A 15043-nucleotide genomic window follows, 5' to 3' on the forward strand; every position below is an offset into this window, starting at 1 on the left:
CTGACCTCGCCTTCTCGTGCCAGGTGGTGACCAGGTCGAAGGACTCCCAGGGGCCGATGGCGTCGCGGTCGGCGATCAGGGGGAGGCGCCCGCGTTGTCGGCGCCCGGCGGCGAACCGGTCTCGAAGTGACTGTCAAGCTATTGCTCTTTGCAGTCGCGAATTTGCGAGAGCCTGCAGGAAAAGGGCGAGACGGAGCCGGGCCGCCTGTGTCAGCATGCTCGGTCATGTTGGAGTACGAGACCGGCGACGAGACGTTGGCCGCCATCGCCGGCCGGTACGGGATCACCGCCGAGCAGGTGCGGCCCCTTCCCGCGGGGGTGGCCAACCGTGTCTTCCTTCTCGGGGACGACCTGGTCCTGCGCGTCCCACGGACCGAGCGGTTCCTCCCGGATCTGGTCAAGGAGGCCGGGGTCATCCCCGCCGCCCTGGGTGCGGGCGTGCGGACGCCGGAAGTCGTCGCCTTCGACGACACCTGTTCGGTGGTGGACGTGCCGTACATGGTGCTCGCCCGAGCGCCGGGAGCAGACCTCGCATGCCTCGACCAGCCCATCGCCGACACCGGCCCTGTCTTCCACCAGGTGGGGAGGGAACTGGCCAAACTGCACCGGCTGTCCCCGGCCACCGCGCCTGACCTTCCCGCCGTCCCCGTGGAGGACGGCGCGGAGGACCCCTGGACCCTCACCGACCGCCTTCTCGTGGCGGGCTGGATCGACGCCGAGGCCGCCCGCTGGCTCACCGGCTGGTTCGACCGGCTCTCGGCGCGTCTTCCCGCGGACCCGGGCGTGGTCCTGGTGCACGGCGACGTCGCTCCGCAGAACCTCCTTGTCGTCCCGGGAACGGCCAGGCTCAGCGGGATCGTCGACTGGGGCGATGCCCAGTGGGCCGACCCTGCCGCCGACTTCGCCAAGATGCCCCTGACCGGCATCCCGGCCATGCTCGACGGCTACCGGCGGGAAACCGGCGAGGCGACCTCGACGAGCACACCGGCCTGGGAGGCCCGCGTGCTGTGGTTCCACCTCACCTGGGCCCTCGGACGCCTGGCGGACCCCGTCCCACATCCGGGCGAACGCCACTGGACCGCCCCCTCCAGCCGGCCGGCTCCTGGGCCTGCTGGGCGAAGTCGCACAGCAGCCGCCACTGGTCGGCCAGGCCGTGCGGTACGGGCAGGTCACCGCGACCGAGCCCCGGCCGCCGACCAGCCATACTCCCGTCGTCATACCAGTGGCCTCCTGAAGTGGTGGAGTGGACCCGTCCGCCCGTTCGGGACGAGCGGCACCTCCGCGGCGACGCCGAGGTCGGCGGCAACGGCGCCGGCGCGCGGACTCGCCCGGACGGGCGGACGGGAGCATGGGGGGTGAGAGGGGACGGCGGCGAAGATCAGAGGGAGATCATGGTGGGGTCGGACAGGACGCGCGTGAGCACGACCCCGGCCGCGCCCCGGGAGGCGGCCCCGAAGCCGAGGCCCGAGGCGGCGAACGAGCAGCGGCCGGTGGGGCCGGCCATGCCCAGGTGGTCGAGCTCGGCCTGGGCCATGGGGATCAGCCGCCCGGCGAGCCGGGCGAAGTAGCCGCCGAGGACGATGACGCGGGGGTTGAACAGGTGGACGAGCGTGGCCGCCCCCCGGCCGAGCCAGCGGCCCACCTCCGCCACCGCCTCGTCGACCCGCGGGTCGCCGGCGGCCCGCCGCATCTCGATCTCGGCCAGCCGCTCCTCCGGGTCGCGCACCACCCCGCCGGGCAGGCCGTAGGCGCGGTCGGGGATGACCATCCTGACCAGCGCGGCCAGGCCCACCTTGGTCTCCCAGCAGCCGGTGCGCCCGCAGCCGCACCGCTCGCCGGCCGGGTCGACCATGACGTGCCCCACCTCGCCGGCGAAGCCGTCGGCGCCGGACAGCAGCCGCCCGCCCGTGATCACGCCGCCGCCGACGCCGACCTCGCCGGTCAGGTACACCAGGTCGCGGGTCCCGGCCGCCACGCCGATGGTGTACTCGGCGAGCGCCGCGAGGTTGGCGTCGTTGGCCACGCTCACCGGCACCCCCGGCGCCACGTCGGGCGCCGCGAGCCGTTCGGCGACCTTCACGCCGTACCAGCGGAGGTTCGGCGCGACCACCACGGTGCCGGTCGGGGTGTCGATGAGCCCGGGGACGGCGACGGTGATGCCCGCGACCTTGACGCCGAGCGCCGCGAGCTCTCCCATCGCCTTGGTGGCGATCGTGGCGAGTTCGTCGAGCGACCGCGCGGGGGCCGCGCACATCGCGTCGAACGAGACGCGCCAGTCGAGCAGCACGCGGCTCGCCAGGTCCACGGCGAAGGCCGCGATGTAGTCGACGTTGACCTCGAGGCCGAGCGCGGCGACGCGGGCGCCGTCGAGGGCGAGGGCGAGCCCCGGCCGGCCGACCGAGCCGGCGTGCTGCGGGCCGATCTCCTTCACCAGGCCGCGGGCCTGGAGCTCGTTGACCAGGCTCGTCACGGTGGTCTTGTTCAGGCCGGTCTCCGCCGCCAGCGCCGTACGGGAGCGGGGACCGTGTTCGTCGAGATGCCGGAGGACCAGGGAGAGGTTCGCCCGGCGTACCAGGGCCTGGTCGGCGGGCACACCGCGGGCTCCACCGGGGTATCTGTCGTCGTCTTGCGCCAGCACCGCGCCTCCTTGCGTGAGGATGTCGCTGGCTTACGGAGGAAATTTAATTCGCATGACTCGCCGAATCTAACGCCGCGTTCGCGACATGCGGCAAGCGTGGGAGCGCTCCCGTCATGATAACGCTTTGATAACGCACTTTTACGTGCCCGAACGCGAGGGGGTGACAGCGGGATATCCCCTGTGTTAGAAACCGGTGAATTCCTTTGCAGCCGGTCCGTAAGAACTGGACAACCGGCTCGAGGGACCGGAGGCGGCACCCTCTGGGCGTAAGGGCAACAGCGCGGCGGCGCGCGCCTTGCCTGACTGAGCTCCTCAAGTCAGGAAGGAAAAGTCCCCATGTCCCGACGTCCGTGGCTCACGTTGCTGACCACGATGGCGCTGATCACCCCTGGAACCCTGGCGCTCACCGCTCCCGCGGCGAACGCGTCGCCCATCCCGGCCTCCGACTACCAGCAGGTCGCGCTGGCGACCGGGAGCGCGGAGCTCGGGGAGGCGATGTCGCTGGCCGTCCTCCCGAACCGTTCGGTCGTCCACACCGCCCGCGACGGCACGGTGCGAGTCACCGACGCGGCCGGCACCACCAAGGTGGCCGGCAAGCTCGACGTCTACACCCACGACGAGGAGGGCCTCCAGGGCGTCGCCGCCGACCCGAACTTCGCCACCAACCGGTACATCTACCTGTACTACTCGCCCCGCCTCGGCACTCCCGACGGCGACGCACCGACCAGCGGCACCCAGGCGCAGTTCGACCAGTGGAAGGGGCATCTGAACCTGTCGCGGTTCACGTTGAAGGCCGACGACACCCTCGACCCGGCCAGCGAGAAGGTCGTGCTGGAGGTGCCCAACGACCGGGGGCAGTGCTGCCACGTCGGCGGCGACATCGACTTCGACGCGGCCGGGAACCTGTACCTGACGACCGGCGACGACACCAACCCGTTCGAGTCGAACGCCTACTCGCCGCTGGACGAGCGCACCGACCGCAACCCGCAGTTCGACGCGCAGCGCTCCTCGGGCAACACCAACGACCTGCGCGGCAAGGTGCTGCGCATCAAGCCGCAGCCCGACGGCACCTACACCATCCCCAGCGGCAACCTCTTCCCGCCCGGCACGGCCAGGACCCGGCCCGAGATCTACGCGATGGGATTCCGCAACCCGTTCCGGATGTCGGTGGACAAGGCCACCGGCATCGTCTACCTGGGTGACTACGGTCCCGACGCCGGGGTGAGCGACCCCGACCGGGGACCGGGCGGCCAGGTGGAGTTCGACCGGATCACCGCCCCGGGCAACTTCGGCTGGCCCTACTGCACCGGCACGAACACCACCGCCGAGACCTACAACCAGTACACCTTCCCGAACGGCCCCTCCGGCGCCAAGTACGACTGCGCCGGCGGCCCGGCCAACAACTCCTTCCGCAACACCGGCCTGACCAAGCTGCCCCCGGCCAAGCCGAGCTGGATCAGGTACGGCGGTGACTCCGGCTCCCCGCCCGAGTTCGGCTCCGGCTCGGAATCGCCGATGGGCGGCCCGGTCTACCGCTACGACGCCACCCTCAACTCCCGCGTCAAGTTCCCGCAGTCGCTCGACGGCCGCTACTTCGCCGGCGAGTACGGCAGGCAGTGGATCAAGGCGATCGAGGTCAAGGCCGACGGCACCTACGGTGAGATCAGCGCGTTCCCGTGGACCGGCACCCAGGTCATGGACATGGCCTTCGGCCCCGACGGCGCCCTGTACGTGCTCGACTACGGCACCGGCGGCGACAACCAGGCCCTCTACCGCGTCGAGTACATCGGCGGCGCCAACCGCAACCCCGTCGCCAAGGCGTCGGCCGACAAGACGTCCGGCCCGGCCCCGCTGGCGGTCACCTTCTCCTCGGCCGGCAGCTCCGACCCCGAGGGCGGCGCGCTGACGTACTCGTGGAACTTCGGCGACGGCGGCACCTCCACGGCGGCCGACCCGAGCCACACCTACACGGCCAAGGGCACCTTCACCGCGACCCTCACCGTCAAGGACCCGCAGGGCCTCACCGGGACGGCCAGTGTCGTGATCACCGCGGGCAACACCGCCCCGGCGGTCTCACTGACCACTCCCGCCGACGGCCGGCTGTTCTCGTTCGGCGACACCGTGCCGTTCCAGGTGCGGGTGAGCGACCCCGAGGACGGCACGGTCGACTGCTCGAAGGTCACCGTCACCTACCTGCTGGGACACGACAACCACGAGCACCAGATCACCTCCAGGACCGGCTGCTCCGGGTCAATCGCCGTCCCCGCCGACGGTGAGCACGACGCCGCGGCGAACATCTTCGGCGTGTTCGACGCCTCCTACACCGACGCGGGCGGGCTCACCTCCCACAGCAAGCGGGTCCTCCAGCCGCGCCACCGGCAGGCCGAGCACTTCGGCGCCCAGCAGGGCGTCCAGACGGCCGACCACGCCGGGGCCGAGGGCGGCAGGACGGTGGGCTTCACCGACGACGGCGACTGGATCTCCTTCCAGTCCTACCTGCTGTCCAACGCCACGAAGATCACCGCGCGGGTCTCGTCCGGCGGGCCGGGCGGCCGGATCGAGGTGCGGGCCGGTTCGGCGACCGGCACGCTGCTCGGTACGGTGAACGTCGCCAACACCGGCGGCTGGGACACCTTCGTGGACGCCACGGCGAACCTCGGCGGCGCGCCCACCGGCACGACCACGCTCTACCTGGTCTTCCACGGCGTCACCGGCCAGGGCAACCTGCTCGACCTGGACGCCTTCACCTTCGACACCTCCGGCGGGAGCAGCCAGACGGCCGAGGGCGAGGCGTTCACCTCGCAGTCGGGCGTCCAGCCCGCCGACCACGCCGGCGCGAGCGGCGGCCGGACGCTGGGCTTCATCAACAACGGCGACTGGGCGGGATACTCCACGGTCGGCACGGCGGGGGCGAAGGGCTTCAGCGTCCGGGTGTCCTCGGCGGGCTCCGGCGGCACCATCCAGATCCGTTCCGGCTCGGCGACCGGGACGCTGCTGGGCTCGGTGAACGTGCCGGTCACCGGGAGCTGGGACACCTTCCAGACCGTCTCGGCCACCCTGACCGGCTCCGCCTCAGGCCCGCTGTTCCTCGTCTTCACCGGCAGCGGCACCGGCTACCTGTACGACATCGACACCTTCACCATCACGACGTGACGTGCGCCCCGGGCGCGGCCCACGACGGGCCGCGCCGGGCGACGCGACGGAAGGACCCCCCAATGCTGCGACGTCTGACGCTCGCCACGGTGGCCCTCATGGCCGCCGCCGTCGTCATCCCCGCCACATCCGCCCAGGCCGCCGCCTTCAAGGTGCTCGTGTTCTCCAAGACCGCCGGCTTCCGGCACGACTCCATCCCCAACGGCGTCCAGGCGATCCGCGACCTGGGCGCCGCAGGCGACTTCGAGGTGACCGCGACCGAGGACGCCGGCGCGTTCACCCCGGGCAACCTCGCCCAGTACAAGGCGGTGGTGTTCCTCAGCACCACCGGGGACGTGCTGAACGACGGCCAGCAGTCCGCCTTCCAGTCCTACATCGACGGCGGAGGCGGCTACGTGGGCGTGCACGCCGCCGCCGACACCGAGTACGACTGGCCGTGGTACGGGCAGATGATGGGCGCCTGGTTCAAGAGCCATCCGGCGATCCAGCAGGCCACCGTGAAGACCGAGGACCGGGCGCACGCCGCCACCGCCCACCTCGGCCCGGCCTGGGTGCGCGGCGACGAGTGGTACAACTACCGCACCGACCCGCGATCCACCGTCCACGTGCTGCAGAGCATGGACGAGAGCAGCTACAGCGGCGGCGACATGGGGGACCACCCGATCACCTGGTGCCACCCGCAGGCCTCCGGCCGGGCGTTCTACACCGGGCTCGGGCACACCCAGGAGTCGTACGCCGACCCCGCCTTCCGGTCGTTGCTGCTCGGCGGCATCCGCTACGCCGCCGGGGCGGTCAAGGCGGACTGCCGCCCCGAGACCGGCTACACCGCGATCTACAACGGATCCACCACCGGCTGGTCGCAGGCCGGGCCCGGCTCGTTCACCAACAGCGACGGCACGCTGACCTCGCAGGGCGGGATGGGCCTGCTGTGGTACAGCGCCAAGGAGTACCACTCCTACTCGCTGAAACTCGACTGGAAGATGAACGGCGACGACAACTCCGGCGTGTACGTCGGGTTCCCGGCCTCCGGCGACCCGAACTCGGCCGTCCACAACGGTTATGAGATCCAGATCGACGCCACCGACACCCCGGACAGGACGACCGGCGCCGTCTACGGCTTCAAGGCCCCCGACACCGCGGCGCGGGACGCGGCGCTGAACCCGCCGGGACAGTGGAACACCTACGAGATCCTCGTCGAGGGGGAGCGGCTGCAGGTGTTCCTCAACGGCGTGAAGATCAACGACTTCACCAACACCGACCCGGCCCGGTCGCTGCAGCAGGGCTACGTCGGCATCCAGAACCACAGCGGGAGCGACGTGGTGTCGTTCCGCAACATCCGCGTCAAGGAACTGGGCGGCACGCAGCCTCCGGTGACGACGACGGTCGAGGGCGAGACGTACACCTCGCAGTCGGGCGTCCAGCCGACCGACCACGGCGGCGCGAGCGGCGGCAGGACGGCCGGGTACATCAACAACGGCGACTGGGCCGCCTACGCCGGCGTCGACACCACCGGACTCAAGTCGTTCAGCGCCCGCGTGTCCTCGGCCGGCTCCGGCGGCAGCATCCAGGTCCGTTCCGGCTCGGCGACCGGGACGCTGCTGGGCTCGGTGAACGTGCCGGTGACCGGGAGCTGGGACACCTTCCAGACCGTCTCGGCCACCCTGACCGGCTCCGCCTCAGGCCCGCTGTACCTCGTCTTCACCGGCAGCGGCGGCAACTACCTGTTCGACGTCGACACCTTCACGGTCACGAGGTGAGCCGACGAATGGCACCGGCGTGTACGGACCGGAGGTCTGCAGCCGCTTCTCGGTCCCCGGCCGCCCGCCGTCCCTGAGCCGGGGACGGCGGGCGGAGACGAGGGCGGGGCGCCGCCGCCGAGCAGGGACCACCGGCCCCTTGCCCCGCCCTCGGCCCTCCTCCCCGGAGGCCGCTCAAGAGCATGCTGGAGGCGGATCCGCCGGTCAAAGCCTTTGCACCCTGACGCAATAAGGCAGCTCACAAGCCTTTCCGTGTCGATGTTGAAGCTGCGTACAGGGGGGGCACAACAGGCCGGCGGCCCGTCGGCCGAGCGGTCGTATCCAGGCCGGCGCTCCTTTTCGCGCCGGGTGTGTCGGTGCGGTCGCACAGGTGTGGTGTCGGCATCGTTGATCCATCTCCGGTGCCGTCACGACGATCTGCGGGTCGAGGCAGAGCCGGCCGCCGCCGGTGTACGCGGCGACCTGCTGGTTCATCCTCTTGAGCAGGTCCGTCGCGACGGGCGGCGGTCATTCCGGGAGCCGGCGCACGGAATCCAGCTCAACGCAGGTCTGCTCGGCCTCGGCGAGCTTGAATCAGACGAGCGTTCCGGACGAGTCCCGCTGGAAGCCCCATTTGGCCGCGATGCTGTTCACCAGCAGCAGGCCGCGTCCGCTCGTCTCGTCCGCGCCGGGCTCGAGCAGCGTCGGGATCTTCGCCGAGCCGCCGTCCTCGACGGCGACCAGCACCCGGCCGGGGGCGAAGGCCACCGAGACCAGGAAGTCCAGCTCGACGGCGTGCCGTACGACGTTCCCCGCGAGCTCGCTGGTGAGAAGGACCGCGTCGTCCCGGCACGGGTGCCCGTCCCCGAGGAGCCCGGCGACGAACGACCGGGCCGACCGCACCTGGGACGCGGCGTTGGGGAAGCGCTGCGAACACATCGGCGACATCGGCCTCACCTCCGCCGCATCCTCCCCCGCCCCCCCACCGCTCTCCGCCCCCGAACAACACCGTCCGCCCGAACTCCATGTTCTGACCTCCAGGTCGGCCGCTGGTGACCATTCACCAGCACGCTCCGTGTGCAAGCTGCTACGCACGATGACACTCAATCTGCAAGCCTGCACAGCTTTTGAGTGAACCTCTTCAACCCTGTGCGATGGACTGATGGCTACGAGTAGCGTCCTGCTATCCGCAGATATGGAGGGTGAGCGATCTTGGCGGGCAAGCGCGGTATGACCTTGAGGGCGCAGTGGCTGGGGCGTCAGCTGCGAGAACTGCGGGAGGCGGCCGATCTCACGCTTTCGGATGCAGGCAACTACATGCAGCGGGACGGCGGCACGGTGAGCCGACTGGAGACAGGTCTGTACCCGGCCCGTACTCCTGATGTGAGGGCATTGCTCGATCTATATGGCGTCGCAGACCGCGAACGCCGAGACGCACTTCTGCGTCTGGCTTCGGAGGTGTGGCAGACCGGCTGGTGGGACGACTATTCGAAGGAGCTCTCCAAGAGCATCGTCGACTACGCCTGGCTGGAGTCCCGTGCCGCGAAGATCCATTCGTTCGATGCGCTGGTCGTGCCGGGGCTTCTCCAGACGAATGAGTACACCGAGTCGGTGATTCGAGTGGCCGACGCCGAGCTCTCATCAGAGGAGGTGGCCTCGGGCGTTCGATTCCGGTTGGAGCGACAAAAGATTCTGGACGCCCCGGAACCGCCGCACATCGAAGCCATCCTTGATGAAGGTCTTCTGCATCGCTGCTCGGCAGACCCTGGCGTCCTCAAAGGACAATTGCAGCACCTGGTAGAGCTCGCTCGGCACCCGAACATCGACATCCGGGTCCTTTCGTACACGTCCGGGCACATCAGTCCAGAGGGCGCGTTTATGCTCTTCGACATGCCTGACCCGTATCCAGAGGTCGCCTTCGTGGACAGTCCTGCCGGTGGAATCTACGTTGAAGGTGAGGGCGTTAACCGGCTTACATTGAAATATCGCCGTATTCGTCAGTGTGCGTTGGACGTGGAGCAGTCCCTGAGGCTCATCCGGACGGTCTCGGACAGGCTTCGCTAGTCGCGAGTGGAGGCAGAGTCGATGTCGACCTACGAACCACAATCTGAGGTCGCCTGGCACATCAGCACTTTCAGTCCTAATGGAGGTGCCAACTGCGTAGAAGCAGGTCCGCTGCTGGACGGGTCGGGGCGGATCGCCGTGCGGCACAGTCGTCATCCTGATGGGCCGGTGATCATCTACACGCGGGCCGAATGGGACGCCTTCCTCGCTGGCGTTCGTGCGGACGAGTTCGACTTCTAGGAGCGGCAGTGTCCGCCGTTGAGCCTGGGCCTCTTGCCGCGTGGCACATCAGCAGCTTTAGTCCGGACGTCGGACCGAATTGTGTCGAGGCGGGTCCCTCATTGGACGGGTCGGGGCGGATCGCCGTGCGGCACAGTCGTCATCCTGATGGGCCGGTGATCATCTACACGCGAGCCGAATGGGACGCCTTCCTCGCTGGCGTTCGTGCGGACGAGTTCGACTTCTAGGAGCGGCAGTGTCCGCCGACCCCTTCCATCCCTGCCACCGCCACGACCCACACCAGGCCCGTCAAGGGCTGGCCCACCTGGCGCGAAAGGTGACCGAGCCGGTTCGTCCGATCTGGGATGCTGACAGGCATGTTCAGGGACGGTGTGCTGAATGTGGTGGCCGCGGCCGTCGTCGATCGAGGACGCCTGCTCGTCGTGAGTAAGAAGGCCGCGCCGGACGTGTTCTACCTACCCGGGGGAAAGCCCGAGGCGGGGGAGAGCCCGGAGGAGACCTTGTTTCGGGAGCTGGACGAGGAACTCGGCGTCACGCCGCGCGACATGGACCTGCTTGGTCAGGTCGAGGACATGGCCGCGCTCGAGGGCGTGCCGATGCGCATGATGGTTTTCACGGCCAGACTGGCCGGACGTCCCACGCCTGCCGCTGAGCTCGCCGCCCTGGGGTGGACCGACGGGCGTGACCGCTATGAACCTCGCCTGGCCCCTGCGGTTCGCAACCAGGTGCTTCCCTTGCTCGTCCGAGCAGGAGCCCTCGTCGAGACTCGTCACGAAATCTGAGCCATACCGCGCCATACAGGGTGGCGCCTGAGGCGCCGTGGACGGCTCAGGGCCGTGCACGTCCGGCCTCAGCGGCGGAGCGGGGCCGAACAGCTGGCATTTCCCGCTGTCGCGGTCGGTGTCCTGGCGGCCGTGTTCTCCCCGGCCCCCGCGCTCGTCACCGGTCTGCTGGCCACGACCCTGGTGGTCGTGGTCACCCTGGCCGACCGGGCCGGGCGAGTGGGGCATCGAGGCGCCTACCCAGCTGCGCGGACGAAATGAGATCGTCTGCGCAGCTGGGTCTCTTCGTCAGCTCGTCGGGCCCACCCTCGGTCGGCGATCTGCGCACCACCTGTCCGGTGCACGGCTGGGCGGGTTGTCGATAGTGTCCGGGACGCCGAGGCCCGCGCCATGGTGACTGGTCAAGTATGGTGACCGGCCATGAGGGTCCTGATCGTCGGTGGCAGCGGTTTTCTCGGCAGGGAGCTCGCTCGGCAGTGTTCGGCGGCCGGGCACGAGGTGGCCGCGACGTACCTGAGCCGATCGGGTGAGACCGCCGGTGTCGACTGGCTGCCGCTCGATGTGCGCCGGCGTGAGGACGCCGACGCGCTGATCGGCGCGCTCCGGCCGGACGTGGTCATCAACGCCGCGTACCGGCAGACCGATTGGGCGACCACGGCGATCGGAGCCGCGAACGTGGCCCTCGCCACCTCTGCCGCCGGTGGGCGACTGGTCCACGTCTCCAGCGACGCGGTCTTCTCCGGCGCCGCGATTCGCTATGACGAGACGTGCCTGCCCGACCCGATCAGCCCGTACGGTGCGGCCAAGGCCGCTGCCGAGACGGCGGTGAGCGCGATCGCGCCGACCGCCGTGATAGCCCGGACATCTCTGATCATCGGTGACGGTGGTTCTCCCCACGAGGCGCTGGTGCGTTCACTGGCCACCGGCAGGGCGAGGGGAATGCTGTTCACCGACGACGTGCGCTGTGCCGTGCACGTCGTCGATCTCGCCGCGGCGCTCCTCGAACTCGCCACATCGGAGTATCACGGCGTCCACCATGTCGCCGGAACCGACGCGATCAGCCGGTACGAGCTGGGGCTGCTCATCGCCCGGCGTGATGGACTCGACGCGGGCCGGCTCCCTTCAGGCCGGCGGGCGGACACCGACGTGCCGGGCCCGATAGACGTGCGCTTGGAGTGCGGCATGACTCAAGGACGGCTTCGGACCAGGCTGCGCGGCGCGCGGCAGTTTCTGGGTTCGGCCTGACCTCCGCGGCGTCGACTGCAGCTCACAGCCACGCGCGGCGACCCCTGTGACGTAAGGTCCCGGGTGTGGACACAACAGCCCCGGTACCCCGCGTCCTCGTGATCGGCCTTGACCCGTATCGGATTCCCGGGCCCTGGGACCCGAAGCCGGTGGCCGACGCGATCGAGGTCGGCGTAGCCCGATTCGCCGAGCACGGCGTCGGCGTCGAGACCTGCCTGTTCGGCCTCGACGGCAGCGACGACGTGGAGACGATCGTCGGCCGTACCCTGCGCGCGCGGCCCTGGGAGTGCGTCGTCATCGGCGGTGGCATACGGAAGTCCGAAGATCAGCTTGAGTTGTTCGAGCAGGTCGTCAACCTGGTACGCCGACACGCTCCCGACGCCGCTATCGCCTTCAACAGCACCCCGACGGATACCTTCGACGCGGCCGCCCGCTGGATCGACATTCCCGGACCGACCAGTTCCGGCTGACCGGCGCGGCGCCTGGCCAAAGCACACCCCGGCGGGACCGAGCTTGGATGGCTTCGTCATTCCGGCTCCGGACTGTGATCGTGGGCACCTGGCCCACGAGGTGGTGAACGCCGTCCAGACCCGTCCTCGGACTGATCGCCTTCTCGCCACCTCGCGGTAGTGGGCGTCTGAGAAGGTGTCTCTGATCCCCGTTGATGATCGTCAGGGAGGTCAGGTGGCCGGCGTGACCAGGTAATCGCCGTGCTCCAGGTCTTCGAGCAGTGTCGGGTGCGCGGGCGACCAGCCGAGCGACTCCTGGGTGTAGGAACTGGAGACAGGCCCGTCGAAGCCGTAGGCGATGGCCATGAACGGGCTGACGAAGTGTGTGGCGGCCTCGTCGGGGGTCAGCGAGACCGTGGGCACGTCCAGGCCCCGGGCGATCACCTCTGCGATGCTTTTCAAGGTGACGCCGCTTTCGGCCACTCCGTGCAGAACGCTGCCCGCAGGTGCCTTCTCCACTGCCAGACGGAACAGGACCGCCGCGTCGAGCCGGTGCACCGCGGGCCACCGGTTGGTGCCATCTCCCAGGTAGGCGGATACGCCGGTCTTTCGGGCGGTGGCGATGAGCATGGGGATGAAACCATGGTCGTCGGGACCGTGGACGGTGGGAGCCAGGCGCACCACGCCGGCGCGCACTCCCCGAGTGGCGAAGTCCAGACACGCTCGCTCCCCGGCGATGCGGAAGGCGGCGATCCCGGTCGCGTCGGGCTCGTCCTTCTCGGTGCTCTCCCGGCCGGCGGGCATGACCAGGGTGCCCGAGGTGACGATGAGCGGCCTGCCCGAGTGTTCCAGCGGCCGGCCGAGCGTCTCGATCGCGGTCCGGTCGCGCCTCGTCATGTCGTCGAGATCGGAGAAATCGCCGCCGTAGGCCATGTGCAGGACTCCGTCGGCGGCTTCGGCGCCGCTGCGCAGACTGTCGAGGTCGTCCAGGGAGCCGGCTACTGCTCTGCGCCTTGCGAAAAGTCGAACACATCCTTGAGGACAACCGGCGCTTTGCGGAACCACGACTGCAAGTCATCGCGGCGACGCCGGCACTCCGCGAGCGGGACCTGGCCAAGGCCGCGTCGATCACTGAAGCTGTGGCGGAAGCGCTGCGGCAGCGCGGTGTCGCCGACCGGCTCGCCGGCCTGGCCGCTCGAACCGGGTGGGCCGCCTTCCACCAAGCGGCCCAAGCCTGGATCGACGACCCCTCACAGAGCCTGGACGTACACCTCCTCCAAGCCTTCGACGACCTGCGCGCCCTCTCTCTGACCCCCGTGGCTGGTGACTCTGGTCGATGAAGACCCCCGCCGGTGCCCGGCCCGCTGCACGACGTGCGTCACCCGTGCACGGTCACGTGCATGGCGACCGGGCGGTAGACCAGGCCGTCGGTCCAGGTCACCGACTCGGGGGAGGTGGTCAGGCGGAGGGCGGGGCGCTGGGTGGCCAGGGCTCTGATCGCCTCGGTGAGCTCGACCCTGGCGAGGCTGGCGGCCAGGCAGCGGTGCGGGCCGTACCCGAACGCCACATGGGGATGGGGCGGGTGGTGGGTGAAACGGTGGATGTCGAACCGGCCGGGGTCGGGGAACGCCTGCGGGTCGTGGTTGGCCGCGTTCAGCTCCGGCATGACGACCGTCCCCGCGCCGATCCGGCCGCTGGGCACGTCGGTGTCCTTGGTGACGCGGCGCATGAAGGCGCTGGCGGGCGGCCCGTCGAAGCGGAGGATCTCCTCGACCGCGGTGGCCGTCAGGGCCGGATCCGCCACGAGCTCGGCCCACTGGGCGGGATGCAGGAGCAGCCGGAAGACGCCGCGGGCGATCATGGAGGCGGTCGTCTCGTGCCCGGCGGTGATCAGTGAGAAGACCGTGTTGACCAGCTCGCCCTCCGACAGCCGGTCGTCCTCGTCCCTGGCCTGGATGAGCAGGTCGATGAGGTCCGCGCCGGGCTCCGCGCGATGCCGGGCGACCAGGTCGGCGCAGTAGGCCATGAAGTCGGCGTAACCGGTGTACCGCGCCTGCTCGGTGACGGTGGACGTGGTCAGGAACATGTCCGTCCACGCGACGAACTGCCCGTAGTGGTCCAGCGGCACGCCGAGCATCTCGCAGATCACCCGCCCAGGGAGCTGCAGCGCATAGCCCTGGACCAGGTCGAACTCGTCGCCCAGGCCGTCGAGGAGTTCCTGGGCGATCTCCGCGACGCGAGGGCGCCATGGTTCGATCCGGCGCGGGGTGAAGGTGCCCTGCATGATGCGGCGGTACCGGGTGTGCTCCGGCGGGTCCTGGTTGATCAGCGCGTCCGGGTCGTCGTCGATGCCGATGCCGCTGACGAACCGCGGCAGGCCCGGAAGGCGGAGGTTGCGACTGGAGGTGGGGGAGGCCAGCAGGGCGCGGACGTCCTCGTACCTGACCGCCAGTGGAACGCGGTCGCCGCTGGGCATGGCCGCCGGCTCCAGCGGTCCCGACTCGCGCCTGCGGGCGAACTCCGGTGACGGCGTGGCGAGTGGTCCCGGCACGATGTCCGGCCAGGTCGCGTCTCGATCCGGTTCGGTGGTCATCGCACCCCCCTTCCGGCTCGGGGCGGCGCCCAGAAGAAGGCCCACGCGGAACGTACGAAATGCCGGGCCACCCGTCAATACGCGTTTCCGACCGAGTCACCCGGCCACGGTCAGGTGGTCATCACCGCCGCCCGCCGAACTCC

The 15043-nt window shown here is 69.8% G+C and carries 15 protein-coding genes; 11 read left to right on the forward strand and 4 right to left on the reverse strand.

What is annotated here, in order from left to right:
* Nucleotides 1-225 precede the first annotated feature (225 nt).
* Entirely contained in the window at nucleotides 226-1359 is a 1134-nt protein-coding gene (locus KIK05_RS03965; RefSeq protein WP_214409143.1) for a phosphotransferase family protein, read from the forward strand.
* 19 nt (nucleotides 1360-1378) lie between these two features.
* Here KIK05_RS03965 and KIK05_RS03970 read toward each other — a convergent pair whose 3' ends face one another.
* Nucleotides 1379-2638 carry an ROK family transcriptional regulator gene (locus tag KIK05_RS03970; RefSeq protein WP_214409144.1) on the reverse strand — a complete coding sequence of 420 codons (1260 nt, stop codon included), beginning with the start codon at nucleotides 2636-2638 and terminating at the stop codon, nucleotides 1379-1381.
* A 336-nt stretch (nucleotides 2639-2974) separates the two neighbouring features.
* On the opposite strand from KIK05_RS03970, the gene KIK05_RS03975 reads away from it, so the two are divergent.
* Complete coding sequence (locus tag KIK05_RS03975) at nucleotides 2975-5791, forward strand: carbohydrate-binding protein (protein WP_214409145.1); 2817 nt, start codon at nucleotides 2975-2977, stop codon at nucleotides 5789-5791.
* Nucleotides 5792-5853: 62 nt separating this feature from the next.
* Nucleotides 5854-7548 carry a ThuA domain-containing protein gene (locus tag KIK05_RS03980; protein ID WP_214409146.1) on the forward strand — a complete coding sequence of 565 codons (1695 nt, stop codon included), beginning with the start codon at nucleotides 5854-5856 and terminating at the stop codon, nucleotides 7546-7548.
* Nucleotides 7549-8121: 573 nt separating this feature from the next.
* On the opposite strand, the gene KIK05_RS03985 is transcribed toward KIK05_RS03980, so the two are convergent.
* Nucleotides 8122-8475: an ATP-binding protein gene (locus tag KIK05_RS03985; RefSeq protein ID WP_214409147.1), complete on the reverse strand. Its 354-nt coding sequence runs from the start codon at nucleotides 8473-8475 to the stop codon at nucleotides 8122-8124.
* Between the two features lie 264 nt (nucleotides 8476-8739).
* On the opposite strand from KIK05_RS03985, the gene KIK05_RS03990 reads away from it, so the two are divergent.
* The 7 genes from KIK05_RS03990 to KIK05_RS04015 all read left to right on the forward strand — a co-directional run bounded on the left by KIK05_RS03990 (nucleotide 8740) and on the right by KIK05_RS04015 (nucleotide 12328).
* On the forward strand, nucleotides 8740-9591 hold the full coding sequence (locus KIK05_RS03990; protein ID WP_250562190.1) for a helix-turn-helix domain-containing protein: 852 nt from the start codon (nucleotides 8740-8742) through the stop codon (nucleotides 9589-9591).
* A gap of 21 nt (nucleotides 9592-9612) precedes the next feature.
* Nucleotides 9613-9831 (forward strand): DUF397 domain-containing protein, encoded by a 219-nt coding sequence (locus tag KIK05_RS03995; RefSeq protein WP_214409148.1) that lies wholly within the window; start codon nucleotides 9613-9615, stop codon nucleotides 9829-9831.
* Nucleotides 9783-10058: a DUF397 domain-containing protein gene (locus KIK05_RS04000; RefSeq protein ID WP_214409149.1), complete on the forward strand. Its 276-nt coding sequence runs from the start codon at nucleotides 9783-9785 to the stop codon at nucleotides 10056-10058. Before KIK05_RS03995 ends, KIK05_RS04000 begins: the two co-directional genes overlap by 49 nt.
* Before the next feature lie 129 nt (nucleotides 10059-10187).
* On the forward strand, nucleotides 10188-10613 hold the full coding sequence (locus KIK05_RS04005) for an NUDIX hydrolase (RefSeq protein WP_214409150.1): 426 nt from the start codon (nucleotides 10188-10190) through the stop codon (nucleotides 10611-10613).
* A gap of 132 nt (nucleotides 10614-10745) precedes the next feature.
* Entirely contained in the window at nucleotides 10746-10874 is a 129-nt protein-coding gene (locus tag KIK05_RS47925; RefSeq protein WP_284681191.1) for a hypothetical protein, read from the forward strand.
* A gap of 159 nt (nucleotides 10875-11033) precedes the next feature.
* A complete protein-coding gene (locus KIK05_RS04010) occupies nucleotides 11034-11858 on the forward strand; it encodes an SDR family oxidoreductase (RefSeq protein WP_214409151.1) in 825 nt (274 codons plus the stop codon).
* A 65-nt stretch (nucleotides 11859-11923) separates the two neighbouring features.
* Nucleotides 11924-12328, forward strand: a complete 405-nt coding sequence (locus KIK05_RS04015; RefSeq protein WP_214409152.1) for a hypothetical protein — start codon at nucleotides 11924-11926, stop codon at nucleotides 12326-12328.
* A gap of 210 nt (nucleotides 12329-12538) precedes the next feature.
* On the opposite strand, the gene KIK05_RS04020 is transcribed toward KIK05_RS04015, so the two are convergent.
* Nucleotides 12539-13372 carry an SDR family oxidoreductase gene (locus KIK05_RS04020; RefSeq protein ID WP_372455565.1) on the reverse strand — a complete coding sequence of 278 codons (834 nt, stop codon included), beginning with the start codon at nucleotides 13370-13372 and terminating at the stop codon, nucleotides 12539-12541.
* Between KIK05_RS04020 and KIK05_RS04025 the strand changes: the two genes are divergently transcribed.
* Entirely contained in the window at nucleotides 13321-13647 is a 327-nt protein-coding gene (locus tag KIK05_RS04025) for an acyl-CoA-like ligand-binding transcription factor (protein ID WP_250562191.1), read from the forward strand. The genes KIK05_RS04020 and KIK05_RS04025 overlap by 52 nt on opposite strands.
* 38 nt (nucleotides 13648-13685) lie before the next feature.
* Here KIK05_RS04025 and KIK05_RS04030 read toward each other — a convergent pair whose 3' ends face one another.
* Nucleotides 13686-14900 (reverse strand): cytochrome P450, encoded by a 1215-nt coding sequence (locus tag KIK05_RS04030; protein WP_214409154.1) that lies wholly within the window; start codon nucleotides 14898-14900, stop codon nucleotides 13686-13688.
* Nucleotides 14901-15043: the final 143 nt, after the last annotated feature.

This window comes from Sphaerisporangium fuscum, from assembly GCF_018531465.1.
Classification (GTDB): domain Bacteria; phylum Actinomycetota; class Actinomycetes; order Streptosporangiales; family Streptosporangiaceae; genus Sphaerisporangium; species Sphaerisporangium fuscum.